At 39.3% G+C, this 19,681-nt stretch carries 18 protein-coding genes; 10 read left to right on the top strand and 8 right to left on the bottom strand.

Going from position 1 to position 19,681, the window contains the following annotated elements:
• The first annotated feature begins 17 nt into the window (after positions 1-17).
• Together xylB and proS are read left to right on the top strand one after the other, a co-directional pair.
• Positions 18-1,487 carry a xylulokinase gene (xylB, locus tag KPF51_RS10485; protein ID WP_061406291.1) on the top strand — a complete coding sequence of 490 codons (1,470 nt, stop codon included), beginning with the start codon at positions 18-20 and terminating at the stop codon, positions 1,485-1,487.
• 242 nt (positions 1,488-1,729) lie between these two features.
• On the top strand, positions 1,730-3,445 hold the full coding sequence (gene proS / locus KPF51_RS10490) for a proline--tRNA ligase (RefSeq protein WP_005723980.1): 1,716 nt from the start codon (positions 1,730-1,732) through the stop codon (positions 3,443-3,445).
• A 61-nt stretch (positions 3,446-3,506) separates the two neighbouring features.
• Here the strand turns inward: proS and KPF51_RS10495 are convergent, their stop codons facing one another.
• Genes KPF51_RS10495 through KPF51_RS10520 form a run of 6 tightly spaced genes read right to left on the bottom strand, consistent with a single transcriptional unit; the run spans position 3,507 to position 9,252 of the window.
• Positions 3,507-4,145, bottom strand: a complete 639-nt coding sequence (locus KPF51_RS10495; protein WP_014668378.1) for a bifunctional 4-hydroxy-2-oxoglutarate aldolase/2-dehydro-3-deoxy-phosphogluconate aldolase — start codon at positions 4,143-4,145, stop codon at positions 3,507-3,509.
• A gap of 18 nt (positions 4,146-4,163) precedes the next feature.
• Positions 4,164-5,105: a sugar kinase gene (locus KPF51_RS10500; protein WP_014326486.1), complete on the bottom strand. Its 942-nt coding sequence runs from the start codon at positions 5,103-5,105 to the stop codon at positions 4,164-4,166.
• Positions 5,106-5,114: 9 nt separating this feature from the next.
• Positions 5,115-6,518 (bottom strand): glucuronate isomerase, encoded by a 1,404-nt coding sequence (uxaC, locus tag KPF51_RS10505; RefSeq protein ID WP_005754904.1) that lies wholly within the window; start codon positions 6,516-6,518, stop codon positions 5,115-5,117.
• A gap of 25 nt (positions 6,519-6,543) precedes the next feature.
• A complete protein-coding gene (locus KPF51_RS10510; protein ID WP_005719861.1) occupies positions 6,544-7,389 on the bottom strand; it encodes an SDR family oxidoreductase in 846 nt (281 codons plus the stop codon).
• Positions 7,390-7,438: 49 nt separating this feature from the next.
• Entirely contained in the window at positions 7,439-8,749 is a 1,311-nt protein-coding gene (locus KPF51_RS10515) for a TRAP transporter large permease (RefSeq protein ID WP_005754902.1), read from the bottom strand.
• 14 nt (positions 8,750-8,763) lie between these two features.
• The gene (locus KPF51_RS10520) at positions 8,764-9,252 is read right to left on the bottom strand and encodes a TRAP transporter small permease (RefSeq protein ID WP_014668376.1); all 489 of its coding nucleotides are present in this window, start codon (positions 9,250-9,252) and stop codon (positions 8,764-8,766) included.
• A gap of 229 nt (positions 9,253-9,481) precedes the next feature.
• Here KPF51_RS10520 and KPF51_RS10525 point away from each other — a divergent pair, with 229 nt between their 5' ends.
• The 3 genes from KPF51_RS10525 (at position 9,482) to uxuA (ending at position 12,923) form a co-directional block, all read left to right on the top strand.
• Entirely contained in the window at positions 9,482-10,456 is a 975-nt protein-coding gene (locus KPF51_RS10525) for a TRAP transporter substrate-binding protein (RefSeq protein ID WP_005754898.1), read from the top strand.
• Between the two features lie 82 nt (positions 10,457-10,538).
• Positions 10,539-11,285, top strand: coding sequence for an FCD domain-containing protein (locus KPF51_RS10530; RefSeq protein WP_005752716.1), 747 nt, complete (start codon positions 10,539-10,541; stop codon positions 11,283-11,285).
• Positions 11,286-11,738: 453 nt separating this feature from the next.
• A complete protein-coding gene (uxuA, locus tag KPF51_RS10535) occupies positions 11,739-12,923 on the top strand; it encodes a mannonate dehydratase (protein ID WP_061406290.1) in 1,185 nt (394 codons plus the stop codon).
• Positions 12,924-12,997: 74 nt separating this feature from the next.
• On the opposite strand, the gene gpt is transcribed toward uxuA, so the two are convergent.
• Positions 12,998-13,459: a xanthine phosphoribosyltransferase gene (gene gpt / locus KPF51_RS10540; RefSeq protein ID WP_005717877.1), complete on the bottom strand. Its 462-nt coding sequence runs from the start codon at positions 13,457-13,459 to the stop codon at positions 12,998-13,000.
• Between the two features lie 158 nt (positions 13,460-13,617).
• On the opposite strand from gpt, the gene KPF51_RS10545 reads away from it, so the two are divergent.
• Positions 13,618-15,078 carry an aminoacyl-histidine dipeptidase gene (locus KPF51_RS10545; RefSeq protein ID WP_005723979.1) on the top strand — a complete coding sequence of 487 codons (1,461 nt, stop codon included), beginning with the start codon at positions 13,618-13,620 and terminating at the stop codon, positions 15,076-15,078.
• A gap of 57 nt (positions 15,079-15,135) precedes the next feature.
• On the opposite strand, the gene KPF51_RS10550 is transcribed toward KPF51_RS10545, so the two are convergent.
• The gene (locus KPF51_RS10550) at positions 15,136-15,897 is read right to left on the bottom strand and encodes a DeoR/GlpR family DNA-binding transcription regulator (RefSeq protein WP_005717875.1); all 762 of its coding nucleotides are present in this window, start codon (positions 15,895-15,897) and stop codon (positions 15,136-15,138) included.
• Between the two features lie 214 nt (positions 15,898-16,111).
• Here KPF51_RS10550 and ltnD point away from each other — a divergent pair, with 214 nt between their 5' ends.
• From ltnD to otnI, 4 genes are read left to right on the top strand one after another with little or no spacing between them, the layout of a single operon-like run.
• Positions 16,112-17,017 (top strand): L-threonate dehydrogenase, encoded by a 906-nt coding sequence (ltnD, locus tag KPF51_RS10555; protein WP_005723978.1) that lies wholly within the window; start codon positions 16,112-16,114, stop codon positions 17,015-17,017.
• A 2-nt stretch (positions 17,018-17,019) separates the two neighbouring features.
• A complete protein-coding gene (gene otnK, locus KPF51_RS10560; protein WP_005723977.1) occupies positions 17,020-18,261 on the top strand; it encodes a 3-oxo-tetronate kinase in 1,242 nt (413 codons plus the stop codon).
• Positions 18,258-18,890: an aldolase gene (locus KPF51_RS10565; RefSeq protein ID WP_005751985.1), complete on the top strand. Its 633-nt coding sequence runs from the start codon at positions 18,258-18,260 to the stop codon at positions 18,888-18,890. Before otnK ends, KPF51_RS10565 begins: the two co-directional genes overlap by 4 nt.
• Position 18,891: 1 nt before the next feature.
• Entirely contained in the window at positions 18,892-19,674 is a 783-nt protein-coding gene (otnI, locus tag KPF51_RS10570; protein ID WP_005723975.1) for a 2-oxo-tetronate isomerase, read from the top strand.
• Positions 19,675-19,681 lie beyond the last annotated feature (7 nt).

Raw genomic sequence — 19,681 nt, forward strand, 5'->3', positions numbered from 1 at the left:
GCACTGAGGAGCAAGCAATGTATATTGGCATTGATTGTGGTACACAAGGTACTAAAGTCATCGTGGTAGATAGCCAGCAGAGACAGGTGATTGGTGTGGGCTATGCGTCGCATACGATCATTGAAAATAGTGAAGGTCGCCGTGAACAACAGCCTCAATGGTGGACGGACGCCTTAGTCAGCGCATATCAACAAGCGATAAAACTCGCCCAAATCGAACCGCACTTGATTAAAGGGATTGGGGTATCGGGGCAACAGCATGGTTTGGTGCTGTTAGATGACAATGATCAACCGTTATACAATGCAAAACTTTGGTGTGATACCGAAACTACGGCTGAAAATGCGGAATTTATCCGATTGTTGGGCGGTCAAGAAAAAGCGTTCTCACAGTTAGGTATCATGCCCCAAACAGGCTATACCGCCTCAAAAATTTTATGGTTTAGAAAGCAGTATCCTGAACAATATCGTCGTATAGCCAAAATCATGCTCCCACATGATTATTTGAATTATTGGCTAACGGGACATTTTTGTATGGAATATGGTGATGCCTCAGGGACAGGTTATTTTGATGTGGTGCAACGTCAGTGGCATCTCGAGGCGTTTAAATTACTGGCGCCAGAATTAGACCCACATCAAGTTTTACCGCCATTACGTTCTGCCCAACAAAAGATTGGTCAGGTACGTGCTGAAATTGCCGCCCTATTAGGCTTATCAGAAAATGTTATTGTGTCCACGGGTGGTGGCGATAATATGATGGGGGCGATTGGGACGGGCAATATTCAGCAAGGTATTGTAACGATGAGTTTAGGCACCTCTGGCACACTCTATTCTTATACCGATAAACCACTCACGGATTTACCGATGGAAATTGCCAATTTCTGTTCAAGTACAGACGGTTGGTTACCCTTGGTTTGTGTGATGAACATGACCTCTGCCAATAAAAATCTGATGGATTTATTACAGATTGATGTGGCTAAATTTAACGAACTCATTCAACAAAGCCCAATTGGCGCAGAAGGTATAACGATTCTGCCTTTCTTCAACGGTGAGCGTGTGCCTCCACTACCCCAAGCGAAAGCCAGTATCTTAGGTTTAGATGCTGCTAATTTTACCCAACCGAATTTATGCCGAGCGATGATGGAAGCTGCCAGTTTTACTTTACGTTACGGCTTAGATTTATTCCGTCAAGCCGGCTTATCGACTTCACAAATCCGTTTAATTGGCGGGGGAGCGAAAAGTGCGGTATGGCGTCAAATGATTGCGGATATCATGAATACTGAAGTGGTTTGTTTGAAAGAAGACGAAGCCGCTGCACTCGGTGGCGCAATCCAAGCCATGTGGGCGAATGGTGAAGGGGATTTAGCTGATTTATGTCACGCCTTTGTGCATCTTGATACGACATCTCTTGTACAACCTAATCCAAAAAGTGCGGTAGAATATGAGCGAGTTTATCAGCGTTATTTAGTACTTTTACAACAACATTATTAATTGTCTCGTAAAATCAAGTAATAGGTTAAGTGATACCTCTCATTTAACCTATTTTTATTGCCTTCTTTTTATCTGTTGAAAACAGAGTTATCCAAGGAGAAAAAAGTCGTATTCACAGGCGATTTCATTCTACATTTTTATGTGCAAATTTGCGTATAACTCTTTGTGCAAACCCCACACAGTGATAAACTAACGCACAATTTTTTCGATTTATAAACCGTTTTTCATTTATAGGTATCTCAATGCGTACAAGTCAATATTTATTCTCAACCTTAAAAGAAACGCCTGCTGAGGCGAGTATTGTTAGCCATCAATTAATGTTACGTGCGGGTATGATTCGTCCGTTAGCATCGGGGCTCTATACTTGGTTGCCGACCGGGTTGCGTGTCTTAAATAAAGTAGAAAAGATTATCCGTGAAGAAATGGATAAAAGCGGTGCGTTAGAAGTGAAAATGGCGGTCACGCAACCAGCAGAATTATGGCAAGAGTCTGGTCGTTGGGAAGAATATGGTCCTGAGTTATTGCGCTTTAAAGATCGTGGCGAGCGTGATTTTGTGATTGGACCAACCAATGAAGAAGTGATTACCGATTTAGTGCGCCGTGAATTGAGTTCTTATAAGCAGTTACCATTGAATTTATATCATATTCAAACCAAATTCCGTGATGAAGTTCGTCCACGTTTCGGCGTAATGCGTTCGCGTGAGTTTGTGATGAAAGATGCATACTCTTTCCATACTACTCATGAGTGTTTGCAAAAAACCTATGATGTGATGTATGAAACCTATTCGAATATTTTTAACCGCTTAGGGTTAGATTTTCGCGCAGTGCAAGCGGATACAGGTTCAATTGGTGGGAGTGCATCTCATGAATTCCAAGTGTTAGCACAAAGTGGTGAAGATGATGTAGTGTTTTCCACCGAGTCAGATTTTGCCGCAAACATTGAACTTGCCGAAGCGGTGGCATTAGGTGAACGTGGTGCGGCAACAGAAGAATTACGTGTCGTGGATACGCCTAATGCAAAAACCATTGCGGAATTGGTAGAACAATTCAATCAACCGATTGAAAAAACCGTCAAAACCTTAGTCGTCCACGCGACGGAAGAAAGTGGTCACAAGTTAGTGGCCTTGTTAGTACGTGGTGATCACGAACTGAATGAAATTAAAGCGGAAAAAGTCGATATTGTGGCAAGCCCATTACAATTCGCCACAGACGAAGAAATTCGTGCAGTAGTTGGCGCGGGGACGGGGTCATTAGGTCCAATCAATTTACCAATGCCGATTGTGATTGATCGCACGGTGGCAAATATGGATAACTTCTCAGCCGGTGCGAATCAAGATGGCAAACATTATTTTGGTATTAACTGGGAACGTGATTTACCTGTGCCACACATTGCCGATTTGCGTAATGTAGTGGAAGGCGATCCAAGTCCAGATGGTAAAGGTGTGCTACAAATCAAACGTGGTATCGAGGTTGGGCATATTTTCCAATTAGGCACCAAATATTCTGCGGCAATGAACGCCACTGTACAGGGTGAAGATGGTCGCCCGCAAACCATGATTATGGGCTGTTATGGGATTGGTGTCACCCGTGTGATTGCGGCTGCGATTGAACAGCATCATGATGAGCGTGGCATTATTTGGCCAGACAATATTGCCCCATTCAAAGTGGCGATTGTGCCGATGAATATGCATAAATCCGAAAGCGTGCAACAATTTGCGGAAGAATTATACCGCACGTTAACTGCCCAAGGCGTGGAAGTGATTTTTGATGATCGTAAAGAGCGTCCCGGAGTGATGTTTGCGGATATGGAATTGATCGGCGTGCCACATATGATCGTGATTGGTGAGAAAAATCTCGAGAAAGGCGAAATTGAATATAAATATCGTCGTTCTGGTGAAAAAGAAATGATTGCCAAAGATCAATTATTAGACGTCTTAAAGGCGAAATTCGCTAGCTAAGTCGAATAACAGACAACAAAAAATGCGAGTTAATTACTCGCATTTTTATTTGATAGGGTCATTACTTAATTTTGTCTAAAACTTCACGAACTAAACGTCCAATTTCTTCCCAATTTTTCTCTTGAATTAATTTTTTCTCTACAAACCAAGAACCACCACAAGCGACAACATTTGGGATTGCTAAATACTCTTGAATGTTATGTAAACCAATTCCCCCTGTTGGCATGATTTGTAATTGTGCATAAGGACCCAGTAAGGCTTTAATCATTCTTACGCCACCAGAAGCTTCGGCTGGAAAGAATTTTACTGCTGTAATGCCCATTTCAAGCGCTGCTTCAATCGACATTGGATTGTTTATACCTGGCGTAATAGGAAGTTGTAATGCTTGACAAAGTTTGACAATGTTAGGATTAAAACCTGGTGTAACAATAAAATCAGCACCTGCATTTTTAGCTTGGATGACTTGTTCTGATGTGAGTACCGTACCTGCCGCAATTAATATATCTGGGTAATGTTGACGAACTAAACGGATCGCTTGTTCTGCTGCTGCAGAGCGAAAAGTGATCTCTGCAACAGGTAAGCCATTTTTTGCTAAAGTCTCTACTAAGGGTAAAATTGCCTCTGCTTCTTCTACTGCAATAACTGGCACAATTTTAATCGTTCTTAACTTTTCAATAATTTGAGCAGTCTTATATTTCATAGAAATCCTTAAATATGATTAGTTGAATTTGTTTATTAGATGAGATGTCACAGATTTGTCGATAATTGCACCTCGGTGCTGGATGACGAGCCTTGCTAATTGATGACCTTGTTCACAGCAAGTATATAATGGTTTACCTTGTAAATAGCCATTAAGGAAACCTGCATTAAACGCATCGCCAGCGGAAGTTGTATCAACAATATTTTTGACTTCTTGTGTAGGCACTACGCATTGATTGCCATGGTGATCACTGAAAATTGCCCCAGATTTTCCTTGTTTGACGACGACGTCTTTGACTCCCATTTGTTTTAAACGATGGATAGTATCAATAGCATTTTTATCTTGCCAAATTGCGTGTTCGTCCTCGAATGTGACTAATGCTAGATCAACGATAGGTAAAAGTGCGGTATAAATTTCTTGTGTTTTTTCTCGTGATTCCCAAAGTGCAGGACGGTAATTACTATCAAAAGCAATTTTTACGCCTTGTTTTGCAAGTACAGTTAATTCTGCAAGCAATGATATTCTGTCATTATCAGGTAAAATGGCTAACGAAATGCCACTTAAGTAAATCATATCTACAGTTATTAGTGCTTCAAATACTTTTTTAATATCAATATGTTGTAACAAATAACGGGCAGCAGATTGATTACGCCAATATAAAAACGTTCGCTCACCTTGTGTATCTAGTTGAATTAAATAGAGACCTGCGTGCCGTTTCGGGTCACGCAGTACCCAATTGGTATTGATACCATCAGTTTGCCAATGCTCAATCATTTGTTGGCTAAGTTTATCTGTTCCCATTACTGAGATATACTGTACTTCAAGTGCTGTTGATGGTGTAATACGCGTTAAATAAGTTGCTGTATTTAGTGTATCTCCACCATAGGTTTGGTACATGTGACCAAATGCATCACCATTTAGCTCAATCATACATTCACCAATAATTGCTATTTTTTTCATGGATGTTCCTTATTTAAAATAGCGTTTTGCATTATTGAAGCAAATATTTTGAACCATATTACCTAACAATGTTAGGTCATTTGGCGCCTCTCCATTTTCAACCCAACATCCTAATTTTTCACATAAGATACGACGGAAATATTCATGGCGAGTATAAGAAAGAAAACTACGAGAATCCGTCAACATACCAACAAATTGACTTAATAATCCCAGTTGAGATAGTTGTTCTAATTGACGCTCCATGCCATCTTTTTGATCGTTAAACCACCAACCTGAGCCAAATTGAATTTTGCCGGCAATGCCATCACCTTGGAAATTACCTATCATACTACCAATTACTTCATTATCACGAGGATTTAAACAATATAAAATTGTTTTAGGTAATTGATTGGTTTTATCCATTGCATCTAATAGTTTTGAAAGTGGTTCTGCAAACATACGATCACCAATAGAATCAAAACCACTATCAGCACCTAATAGTCTAAACATTCTGCTGTTATTATTACGAATCGCACCAATATGAAATTGCATCACCCACTGACGTTTATGATATTCTTGTCCTAACCAAACTAAGATTGCGGTACTAAATTGCGCAATTTGTAGTTCTGTCAATGGTTGGTGTTGGCGACGGTGATGTAGGATTTTGTCTAGTTCTTGTTCTGTGGGGATGTCAGCAAAACGGACAATTTCAATACCATGATCGGCAGATTTACAACCATGTTGTTCAAAATGATCAAGCCTTTTTAAAATAGCTTGTTGTAATGTTGAAAAATTAGTAATTTCAATATCAGCGACTTCAGCAAGTTGTTGTATATAATCATTAAATGTTGGGAGTTCGATTTTAAAAATTTTGTCTGGTCGCCAACTTGGTACCACATCAATATCAAATGTTTTATCTTCAGCAATTACTTTATGGTAGTGTAAAGAATCAATGGGATCATCCGTCGTTCCTGCGAGTTTGACATTCATCTGCTGCATAATACCTCGTGCAGAAAACGCGGGTTGTTGCAACATTTCATTACATTCATGCCAAATTGTTACCGCATTTTCAGGATTAAAGAGCTTATTATGAATGCCAAACGGACGACGTAGTTCTAAATGTGTCCAGTGATAAATGGGGTTACCAATACAAAGGGGGACCGTTTTTGCCCAAGCTAAATATTTTTCATAATGAGTAGCTGAACCTGTAATGAAGTGTTCTTCAATGCCTGCAGTTCGCATTGCACGCCATTTATAGTGATCGCCTTCTAACCAAATTTCTGATAAATCTTTAAATTGTCGATTTTCAGCAATTTCTTTGGGATTGAGATGGCAATGATAATCAAAAATAGGCATATTTTCTGCATAGTCATGATACAGTTTTTCTGCAGTTCTTGTTGAAAGTAAGAAGTTTTCGCATAGAAAGGATTTCATCTTATTTCCTCCTTAAAATAACTTATTACACACCGCTATAAGCTGAGAAACCACCATCAATAGGCAAGACAACGCCGTTCACAAAGCTTGAATAGCGTTCATCAATTAAGAATAAAATGCCTCCCACTAACTCTTCTGCTTCTCCAAAACGCCCCATTGGCGTGTTGGTTAAAATTTTATGTGCTCGTGCTGTTGGACTGCCATCAGTATTAAATAACAAAGTACGATTTTGATTGCTTACTAAAAAACCTGGTGCGATCGCATTGCAACGAATACCAACATGAGAGAAATGTACAGCAAGCCATTGTGTAAAATTACTGATAGCAGCTTTCGCTCCTGAATAGGCAGGAATTTTAGTGAGTGGGGTAAATGCATTCATGCTAGAAATATTGATAATGCAACAGCCTTGTTTTCCTATCATTTCCTTCACAAAAACTTGAGTCGGAAGAAGTGTGCCAAGGTAATTGAGGTTGAAAACAAACTCGACACCACTTTTGTCTAAGTCAAAAAAAGATTTGGTTTTTTCAGGTAATTCAAATTCATGAAATTCATTATCTGTTGTGGCTTTAGGATTATTACCGCCAGCACCATTAATGAGGATATCGCAGGAACCAAAGTCCTGTTTAATTTGCTCATTTGTTGCTTGAATGCTACTGAGTTCTAACACATTAGTTTGATAACCTTTAGCAATACCTCCCGATTGATTGATCTCTTCTGCAAAATAGTTTGCCATTTCCAGGTTAATATCTAATAAGGCGATTTTAGCACCTGTTTTGGCGAGTTGCTTAGATAAGAAACCACATAATACGCCGCCAGCGCCAGTAATGACGATAACTTTGTCTTTAAATTGATGATTAAATGGAATTTGCATAATTTTTCCTTATTAATAATAGTATTCGATGTTTACCTAAACGATTTAATTACATTGGTGAATAATTAAGGAATAATTTAGGTAGCAATAAGCTGATATCAGGGATAAATGTCACCATTAATAAAGTAACAATGAGCGCAATGAAAAATGGCAGCATCGGTTTTAATACGCGATCAATGCTCACATGCCCTACTGAACAGCCAATAAATAAAGCGCTACCAACAGGTGGTGTACAGATACCAATACAGAGGTTAAATGTCATGATGATCCCGAAATGGACGGGATCGATACCTAATTCCATAGCAATAGGTAAGAAAATAGGTGTAAAAATCAACACCGCTGGCGTCATATCCATAAACGTACCCACGATTAGTAGGAGTACTGTGATAAATAACATAATAACGATTGGATTAGCAGAAACAGCGAGTAAAGCATCTTGAATCAAATAAGGAATATCCGCATTTGCCATTGCCCAAGACATACCAGATGAAGCGCCTATGAGTAATAGAACAATTGCCGTTGTTACACTTGATTCCAAGATTATCGCAGGGAGTTCTTTAATTTTTACTTCTTTATAGAATCCAACAGCAAGCACTAAAGTATAGATTACAGCAATCGCAGAAGCCTCTGTTGCAGTAAATATTCCAGCGATAATACCGCCAATGACAATGAAAATAAGTAATAAAGAAGGTAGCGCATCAATAGTTTTTAACATGACGTCTTTGCAACTTGGTCTTGGTTCAAGTGGATATTTTTTCTTTTTGGCAATAAAACCAGCTACAAGCATAATGCCTAATCCCATCAATATTCCTGGTAAATAGCCAGCTAGAAAGAGTGCTGAAATGGATGTACCACCTGAAACGAGAGAATAAACAATTAATGTGTTACTTGGTGGGATAAGTAATCCCGTTGGGCAAGATGCAATATTGACTGCGGCTGAAATTTCAGGATCATAACCTTCTTTCTTTTGTAAAGGTGACATAATCCCACCCATTGCAGCAGCTGAAGCAACAGCGGAGCCAGAAATTGAGCCAAATAACATATTCGCAAGTACATTACTGTGGAATAATGATCCCGGTAATCTAGCACCTAATGCTTTTGCTAATGCAATTAAACGGATGGCAATGCCACCACGATTCATGATATTGCCTGCTAAAATAAAAAAAGGAATTGCTAACAACGCAAAATTATCCAAACCAGATGCCATTTTTTGAGTGACAACAGTTAGGGCACTATCTAATGGTAAACTAATCATAATTGTAATTAATGTTGAAATCGCAATCGCAAAAGAAATTGGTACGGAAAGCACTAACATTAAAATGAAAGAACCAAAAAGGGCGAGAATACTTGTCCATTCCATAAGTAAATTGCTCCTTAATTAAGTTGTTGACCCGTTTTATCAAATTTTGAAACGAGGTCTATAAGAATATAGAACACCATAATTGCTCCAGAAACAGGTAAACAAAGGTAAATAATTCCCATGTCTATACCAAGTGATGGCGAAATTTGTCCAGATATATGCGTATCCCATGCAAGATTAGCGCCACCATAAACGAGAATAAATCCTGCAAAAAAGAGCATCACACAAGAAATGAAGATTTCAAGAATAGTCTTATTTTTCCCTTTACTTTTCATGAGTAATAAGTCAATCGCAAGGTGTCTTTTTAGCCCCGTTGCATAAGCTGCCCCGATAAGACCTACCCACATAAAGAGAAAACGAGCTAGTTCATCAGTCACAATACTTGCTGCATTGAGAATATAGCGAGAGATAACTTGCCAAATGACACAGGCTACGAGAACGGAGGAAAGCGATACTAAGAAATAGATTAATATTTGGTTCACCAATTTTAAAAATCTTTCCATAAAAAACCCCTTGAGTCTATAACATGAAACGAATTCTATAATGATTTTCTCATTTTAAATGAGATCATTGTCACATTTTTATAATTGGAATTCCAATTTTGTGTTTTTTTGTGATCTTTATCTCATTTTTTAATAAATTGTTTTGACTGAAATGCGAAAAAATACAAATATTGGTGTGCCAAATATTATTTTTTGGTCTGATGTGAATTTAATGATAAAGGGGATGAAGATGAAAAGATTCTTATTAAATACAGTGATTACGACAGTTGTTCTAGGATTGTCTTTTAATGCGTTAGCGAGCACTACGTTAAAATTAAGCCATAATCAAAATAGATCCCATCCAGTTCATGAAGCATTGCAATACATGGCTAAGCGTACTGAAACATTAACAGATGGAGCACTAAAAATCCGAGTCTACCCGGATGCTCAACTTGGTTCACAACGTGAATCTTTGGAACTTGTACAAAAAGGAGCTTTAGCATTAGCAAAATCGAATGCCGCTGAGCTAGAAGCGTTTAGTAAGCCATATGGCGTATATAATTTGCCTTATTTATTTAATAGTAAGGAACATTATTATAAAGTGATGGAAAGTCCGATTGGACAAAATATTTTACAGTCTTCAAAAGAAAATGGCTTTATTGGTTTAGCTTACTTAGATGCTGGCGCAAGAAGTTTTTATACATCAAAACCAATTAAAACACCTGAGGATTTAAAAGGTTTGAAAGTACGAGTCCAGCCTAGTCCGACAGCCGTAAATATGGTGCAATTCTTGGGGGGAAACCCAACACCATTAGCCTATGGTGAACTTTATACTGCGCTTCAGCAAGGAGTAGTTGATGCTGCTGAAAATAATATTCCATCTTATACATTGAGCCGTCATAGTGAAGTATCTAAATATTTTAGTTTAGATGAACACACAATGGTGCCTGATGTGTTAGTCATCTCAACAAAAATATGGGATGCTTTGAGTGAAAATGAACAACGAGCATTGAAACAAGCTGCTGATGAGGCTACTGCTAAAATGCAAGAGCTTTGGGTTGCTTCTGAAAATAAAGAAAGAGAATCTGCGATTAAGCAAGGCTCAACATTTGTAGAAGTAGATAAGTCGACATTCAAAGCTGCGGTTATCCCAATGTATGAAGAATTACAAAAAACAGATCCTGACACATATAAAATTGTAGAAGAGATCCGTAAACTGCAGTAGGTATGTTATATTAAATTATAATTTGTTATACCAATATTTAGATTGGTACTGTTATTGTTGGAATATTTGAGGCTTTTTAATTATGAGTGAAAACTATTCATTACGATCTTATAAGAAAATTGGTGAATTATTGAAAGATGAGCTCCGCAAAGGAATCTATACAATTGGCGAGCGATTACCTCCAGAACGTGATATTGCAGAACGTTTTGATGTCAGCCGTACTGTCGTCAGAGAAGCATTAATTATGTTGGAGCTAGAAAACTTAATTTCTGTTAGAAAGGGTTCTGGTGTCTATATCATTAATTTACCAAGCAGTAATGATAGTTTTGATTATTTAGATGTAGGACCATTTGAATTGTTGCAAGCTCGACAATTATTAGAAAGCAGTATTGCCGAATTTGCAGCAATTCAAGCGAACCGTAATGATATTGTACGATTGAAAGAAATTTTAAAGCGTGAATATGTTACGTTAGAGCAAGGTGGTAATGATGATTATTCTGAAGATGAAGAATTTCATACTGCGATTGCTGAAATAACGCAGAATGAAGTTTTAATTCAGATGCAAAAAGATCTATGGAAATATCGTTCGAATCCAATGTGGAAAGGGCTTCATTCGCATATTAAAGTGCATCATTATCGTCGCTTATGGTTAAAAGATCATGAGGCAATTCTCAATAGTATCCAACGAAAAGATCCTGCGCTTGCTAAAAAAGCCATGTGGCAGCATCTTGAAAATGTAAAACAGAAATTATTTGAATTATCTGATCTTGATGATCCTGATTTTGATGGTTATTTATTTAATCGGAATCCTGTTGTTGTTGGAATATGAACTTAAATCATCAAAGAACGTTTTTACAAAAGAATAATATTTACTACGTTAATCTAGTACGGTCTAGTAAATAATGAATTTATCGTTACTGCTTTTTCAAAAACTAATATTGATTGTTTTATTTATGATGAACTTAAATAGGGTGTGTTTAAGTGACACCAATTAAGTTATTAAGATTTCCATTTAATGGATATATAAGCCTCTGGAAAGTAATTAGCTATTTTCATATTACATCATATATAACTCTGTTAAGAATAATTTAAGGATTATTGTATTAATATGGAATGTACCCAGAATATATCATCAATAAATCTTATAAATCATAATCAATAAAATAGTTAGAAGAACTGATAAAAGTAAACTCACCTTAAAAAGGTAGCGAAAGAAAAGTATCAATGTTGATGGATGAGTGAGCATTATTTACAGGCCAAATAATCTTAAATGGAGAATTTTATGGAACAAACATGGCGTTGGTATGGCCCCCAAGATCCGGTTTCATTGGCAGACATTCGTCAAGCAGGTGCAACAGGAATCGTTACTGCGCTTCACCATATTCCAAATGGGCAAATTTGGTCAGTGGAAGAGATTGAGAAGCGTAAAGCAGATATTGAAAAAGCTGGTTTGGTTTGGTCAGTCGTGGAGAGTGTGCCTGTTCATGAAGAAATTAAAACACAAACAGGGCAATATCAACAATGGATCGAAAATTATAAACAGACGCTACGTCATCTTGCCAAATGTGGTATTGATACGGTGTGTTATAATTTTATGCCTGTATTAGATTGGACTCGGACAGATTTGGCATACCAAATGCCAGATGGTTCAAAAGCTTTACGATTCGACCATATCGCCTTTGCTGCCTTTGAATTATATATTTTAAAACGCCCAAATGCAGAGCAAAGTTATTCTGCTGAAGAGTGCTCGCAAGCAAAAACCTATTTTGAAAAAATGAGTAAGCAGGATATTCAACAATTGACGAATAATATTATTGCGGGTTTGCCTGGCGCGGAAGAAGGTTATACTTTAAGTGAATTTCAAGGGCAGCTAGATCGTTATCAAAATATCACGCCAGAGAAATTTCGTACGCATTTGGCGTATTTCTTAAATGAGATTATTCCTGTTGCAGAGGAAGTGGGGATTAAAATGGCAATTCATCCTGATGATCCTCCTCGTCCAATTTTAGGTCTCCCACGTATTGTTTCGACAATTGAGGATATGCAGTGGTTTGTCAAAACTCAACCATTAGCGGCGAATGGTTTTACAATGTGTACGGGATCTTATGGAGTTCGTTCAGATAATGACTTAGTGAAAATGACGGAACAATTCTCTGATCGCATTTACTTTGCACATTTACGTTCTACTTGTCGTGAAGAAAATCCACTGAGTTTTCACGAAGCGGCACATTTAGAAGGCGATGTGGATATGTTTAATGTTGTCAAAGCGCTCTTAACGGAAGAATACAGACGAAAAGCTAATGGAAATAGTCGTTTAATTCCAATGCGTCCTGATCATGGTCATCAAATGCTTGATGATTTGAATAAAAAAACAAATCCAGGTTATTCAGCAATTGGTCGGCTAAAAGGTTTAGCAGAATTTAGAGGCTTGGAGTTAGCTCTCAAAAAAGTTTATTTTGAAAGATAATAAACGCGTAAAACAAAAAATGCGAGTTAATTACTCGCATTTTTTATGTTTGAAAAGCGAAAATAACGACGTAATTATTTTCTGGCTAATGGTGGTACGAAGGTTAAACCTAAATCCCAAGGCTGTTCAATCCAAGTATTTTGTGGAATATCGATCACATAATCGTCAACTAATGCCGCACCGGCGGGTTTTGCGAATACTGTCACAAATTTAGCTTTTGGATACATGTCACGGATAGCACGTGCTGTATTGCCTGTATCCACTAAGTCATCCACTACGATGAAACCTTCGCCATCACCTTCGGCACGATGTAATACTTTTAATTCGCCTTGTTCAACATGATCGTGATAGCTGGCGATACAGACGGTTTCGATATGACGAATGCCCAGTTCACGTGCAAGTACTGCCGCAGGAAATAATCCACCACGGCTGACAGCAATAATGCCTTTCCATTGTGAAGCAGGAAGTAAGCGCTCCGATAATTTACGCGCGTGCATTTGGAACATGTCCCAGGTCACTACATATTTTTCGCTCATAAATACACCTTTTGACAAAGAGGGGGTAAAATTTACCCATAAATTAAAAAATTGCGTTAGGATAACGCGAAATCGCCTTTTATGCTATAATTTTACTGATTTTTTTCGTATTTTTTATGAGCAGAACAGGCGTACATATTTCTGAAGAGGAGACCACAATGTCAGAAATCAAAACACTACAACCAACATTATTATGGAAATGGTTTAGCCAAATTTGCGCTATTCCACATCCGTCTTATCATGAAGAGCAAATTGCACAATTCATTGTGCATTGGGCAAAAGGCAAAGGGTTTTATGCTGAGCGTGATGAAGTCGGCAATATTTTGATTCGTAAACCTGCCAGTGCGGGTATGGAAAACCATGTGCCGGTGGCATTACAAGCGCACTTAGACATGGTGCCTCAAGCGAATGAAGGTACCGTGCATGATTTTACCAAAGATCCTATTCAACCTTATATTGATGGTGAGTGGGTAAAAGCAAAAGGGACAACACTTGGTGCGGATAATGGAATTGGTATGGCGTCTGCGTTAGCGGTGTTAGATAGTGATGATTTGGTACATCCCCCTTTAGAAGTCTTATTGACTATGACAGAAGAGTCTGGCATGGAAGGTGCGATTGGGTTACGTCCAAATTGGTTACAAAGTGAAATCATGATCAACACCGATACGGAAGAAAACGGTGAAATCTACATTGGGTGTGCAGGCGGTGAAAATGCCAATATTACGTTGGAAATTGAGCGTAAACTGAATACTTTTGAACAAAGTTATCAGCTTATTTTAAAAGGGCTTGCTGGTGGACATTCTGGCGGAGATATTCATACTGGACGGGCAAATGCGATTAAAGTGCTTGCTCGCTTCTTAGCCAAACTCACTCAAGATAAGCCAGACTTCCAATTTGCGTTAAGTGATATTCGCGGTGGTTCAGTACGTAATGCGATTCCTCGCGAAGCCTTTGCAACACTTGCTTTTAATGAGGATTTAGCCACTTTACAACAAGCAGTCAGTGAGTTTGAGGGGATATTAAAACATGAGTTAGTGAAAGTTGAACCTAATCTGTCATTGACGCTGAAACCTGTTGAGAATGCGGATACGGTGTTTTCACAAAACACGACGCAAAAAGTCATTCATTTACTTAATGTACTGCCAAATGGGGTGATCCGTAATAGTGATGCGTTAGAGAATGTTGTGGAAAGTTCGTTAAGTATTGGTGTATTACGTACCGAAGAAAATGAAATTAAAGGGACGATTTTGATTCGTTCACTCATTCATAGTGGTAATCGCTATATTGGCAGTTTATTAAAATCATTGGCCGCGTTAACAGGCGCAGAAATGACGCTGAGTGGCTATTATCCTGGTTGGGAGCCACATAATGATGCGCCTATTGTCGGATTAACGGAAAAGGTCTATGCTGACGTCTTGGGCTATGCTCCGGTTGTAAAAGTGATCCATGCAGGCTTAGAATGTGGTTTACTGAAAAAGATTTATCCGGATATGGATATGGTATCAATTGGACCGACGATCCGTAATGCGCATTCGCCAGATGAAAAAGTGCATATTCCCGCGGTACAAACGTATTGGGCGCTACTGACGAAGTTGTTAGCTGCGATTCCAGCAAAATAAGCATTAAACGAGCATAACAATGCAGTGAATATGTCAACATATTCACTGCATTTTTTCTTACACTAACAAAAGTTCAATATCCATTTCTTTAATCTTTTCTTGCGCGTTGATGAGCAAAGCTTTATCGCAAATAATTTGATCTAATGTATCCAGAGCATAGAGTAAAAACGTCGCGACTTTGCCGTATTTTGAGGAATCTGTGACAAGGATATTCCGTCTGCTAGCTTGTACAATGGCACGTTTAACCGGTAATTTATTTTCATCTGGTGTCGTCAATCCTTGTAAATTCCATGAGGAAGTCGAAATAAAAGCGATATCAATAGAAATGTTCCGCAAAAATTGGGCAGATAATTCCCCCACAGAAGAACGATTTTCTTTACATACTCGCCCCCCAGTATGAATTAAGTCACAACGTCCATTGCTAATTAAATAATCCACAATGCCAAAATCATTGGTGATTACCAATAAGTCATCACGATCTGTAATCTGTTTGGCGATTTCTAAAGTGGTGGTGCCTGCATCTAAATAGATCGTTGCATTGGCAGGAATCAGATTTGCGGCGACTAAACCAATCGCTGATTTTTGTTGATGAAATAACAGCGATTTATCATCGCGAGTAGGCTCGGAAATTAACCTTTCTAATAGCTGTACTCCCCCCGAAACAGAAACGACTTTGCCCTTTTCTTCCAATTTTTGAATATCGCGACGAATGGTCATGTGGGAAACACCCATTAATTCGACCAGATTCGTAATGCGGACAATGCCTTGTTGATGAATTAAATTAAGGATTTTCTTTTGACGTTCTGCGGGGATTAACATGCTTTTACATCCATTTAACCAAAATTAAGGCAAATTATACGCTGATTTTTTTTATTCTGTGTAAGTTTTCTATTTTAAGGCTTAAAAATAAACGCATTTAACAAAATTTAACATTGATTTGTTAAATTTTGAGATCTCGATCGCAGATTTATTTTATAAAAGGAGGCAATATAGTGTTAGTCGAACACCCGTTAAAATCTGAGTGGAGGAACTTATGAATCAAAATATTTCAGTCGCCGTGATTGGCTTAGGTGCAATGGGAATGGGCGCCGCGCAATCTTGTATTCGAGCAGGATTAACAACTTACGGTGCAGATTTGAACCCGCTTGCCTTGGAGAAACTTAAAGCCGAGGGAGCAAAAGGCGTATCACAAAGTGCGGTGGATTTTGCACAAGAATTAGATGCGGTGTTGTTGTTAGTTGTCAATGCTAGCCAAGTGAATACAGTGCTATTTGGCGAGAAAGGCTTGGCAAGTCATTTAAAACCAGGTACTGCGGTGATGGTCTCTTCTACCATTTCTGCACAAGATGCGCAGCAGATTTCACAAAAATTAACAGAACTAGGGTTGGTGATGTTAGATGCGCCTGTTTCTGGAGGGGCAGCAAAAGCGGCGGCAGGCGAGATGACCGTGATGGCATCTGGTTCTCAACAAGCTTTTACGAAATTGCAACCAGTCTTAGATGCGGTGGCGGGTAAAGTGTATAACATCGGTGAAGAAATTGGCTTAGGGGCAACCGTGAAAATTATTCACCAATTACTCGCGGGGGTACATATTGCCGCGGGTGCAGAAGCCATGGCATTAGCGACTAGAGCTGGTATTCCACTCGATTTAATGTATGACGTGGTGACTCATGCTGCAGGGAATTCTTGGATGTTTGAAAATCGTATGAAGCACGTTGTAGAGGGTGACTATACCCCACTGTCTATGGTAGATATTTTTGTGAAAGATTTAGGTCTTGTCACGGATACTGCAAAAGCCTTGAAGTTCCCGTTACCGCTAGCAAGCACGGCGTTTAATATGTTTACGTCAGCCAGCAATGCGGGGTATGGCAAAGAAGATGATAGTGCGGTGATTAAGATTTTTAGTGGCATTGAATTACCACAGAAAAAAGGAGCGTGATTATGTTAGGTGTCATTGCAGATGATTTTACTGGTGCGAGTGATATTGCCAGTTTTCTAGTGGAAAATGGGCTTGCTACCGTACAGATGAATGGGGTGCCTAAGCAGTCGTTGACAGCGCCTGTGGATGCGATTGTGATCAGTTTAAAGTCACGTTCTAATCCCGTTGATGAAGCCATCGCTCAATCTTTACAAGCACTACATTGGTTACAACAACAGGGCTGTACTCAGTTCTATTTTAAATATTGTTCTACCTTTGATAGTACAGCAAAAGGCAATATTGGTCCTGTGACGGATGCATTATTGGATGCGTTAAACGCGGACTTCACGATTATTTGCCCAGCTTTACCGGTTAATGGTCGCACTATTTTTAATGGTTATCTGTTTGTTGGTGAGGTGCTGTTGAATGAATCCGGTATGCAAAATCACCCGATTACGCCGATGAAAGATGCCAATTTAGTGCGCTTGATGGATCAACAAGCGCGCGGGAAAACAGGACTTGTGCGCTATGCGGATCTGTTGAAAGGCAGTGACTATGTGAAATCGTGTTTTCGTACTTTACAACAACAAGGCTTCCGTTATGCAGTCGTGGATTCTGTCGATAATGATCAATTAGCTGTTTTGGCAGAAGCCATTACAGACTTGAAATTGGTGACGGGTGGATCGGGATTAGCTGCTTATATGGCGGCGCGTGCCAGTGGTGGTCAGCATGGCGACAATGCGTTATTGCCACCAAAAGGTAAAACGGTGGTGCTGTCAGGGTCTTGTTCTGTGATGACCAATAAACAAGTGGCGAAATATGCAGAAAAAGCACCGCACTTTTATTTGGATGTTGAACAGAGCCTATCAAATCTTGCGTATGCCGATGTGCTAGCAAAATGGGTTATTGCTCATTTAGATCACGATTTGGCGCCTATGGTGTATGCCACGGTATCACCCGATAAGCTCAAACAAATTCAAGCGGAATTTGGTGTGGAGAAAGCTAGCCAAGCGATCGAAAACACATTTGCACAGCTTGCGCAAAAACTGAAAGCCGCTGGGGTAGTGAACTTCATTACTGCGGGTGGAGAAACGTCAAGCATTGTGGTTCAGCAACTTGGTTTTACAGGCTTCGAAATCGGTAAACAAATTGCTCCCGGAGTGCCTTGGTTAAAAGCATTAGATGAAGATATTTATCTTGCTTTGAAATCAGGGAATTTCGGGACAGAAGACTTTTTTGCTTTCGCACAAGGAATGTTGATATGACAGAACTCGAACAAAAAAAAGAAATGGTGAATCTTGCGCGCTCATTATTTGAACGAGGCTATAGTGTGGGGGGCGCAGGAAATTTGTCTGTACGTTTAGATGAGAAACGTATTTTAGTCACGCCAACGGGCTCTTCTTTGGGGCGTTTAGAGGCGGACAGTCTCTCTGTATTGGATATGGAAGGCAACTTGTTATCGGGTAAGAAGCCCTCTAAGGAGTCTGTCTTTCATTTGGCGATGTATCACAAAAATCCGGCATGTCATGCCATTGTTCATTTACATTCAACTTATCTCACAGCCCTTTCGTGTTTAGAGGGGCTCAATCCAGATAATGCGATGAAAGCATTCACACCCTACTATGTGATGCGTGTCGGCAAGCTTCCGGTGATTCCTTATTATCGCCCCGGTGATACGAATATTGCGCGTGAACTGAGTGAGCGCGCATTACTGAGCAAAGCGTTTTTATTGGCCAATCACGGTGTGGTTGTAACGGGAACCGATTTGGTTGATGCCGTGGACAATACCGAAGAATTAGAGGAAACCGCAAAATTGTATTTCCTCTTAAAAGGCCAACAAGTTCGTTATCTGACCGATGACGAAGTGAAAGATCTCGAAAAGAGGGGAAAATAGTATGCCAAAATTTGCTGCAAATTTAACCATGATGTTTACTGAAGTGCCTTTTTTAGATCGTTTTGAAGCGGCGTCGAAAGCGGGCTTTAAATATGTGGAATATTTATGGCCTTATGACTATCCCGCCTCAGTGTTAAAAGAAAAATTGGTGCAATATGGGCTGAAGCAAGTGTTATTTAATACGGCTGCGGGAAATATTGAACAAGGGGAGTGGGGCGTGTCAGCGATTCCGGGACGCGAACAAGACAGTCATCGTGATATTGATTTAGCCCTGGAATATGCGTTAGCACTCGATTGCCCGAATGTTCATATTATGGCAGCGGTTGTACCAGAAGGTGCGGATCGTGAGCTGTATAAACGTACCTTTGTGCAGAATCTTCGTTACGCGGCAGAAAAATTCAAACCGCATGGTATTAAGATTCTACTCGAAGCCTTAAGTCCACAGGTGAAACCAAATTATTTGCTAAAAAGTCAATTTGATACATTAGACATTGTGAATTTAGTTGATCGGGATAATGTCTTTATCCAGCTTGATTATTTTCATGCCCAAAATGTCGATGGCAAGTTGTCACAGCTGACAGATTTGTTGAAAGACAAAGTGGCACATATTCAAATTGCCTCGGTACCAGATCGTCATGAGCCGAATGAAGGAGAAATTAACTACACTTATTTATTTGATAAGTTAGATCAAATTGGCTATCGCGGCTTTATTGGCTGTGAATATAAGCCAAAAATCGAAACTGTCGTCGGATTAGATTGGTTTGCGCTTTATAAAGACGCGTAAGTCAGGA

The organism is Pasteurella sp. XG20 (assembly GCF_018968665.1).
GTDB classification, from domain to species: Bacteria; Pseudomonadota; Gammaproteobacteria; order Enterobacterales; family Pasteurellaceae; genus Pasteurella; species Pasteurella multocida.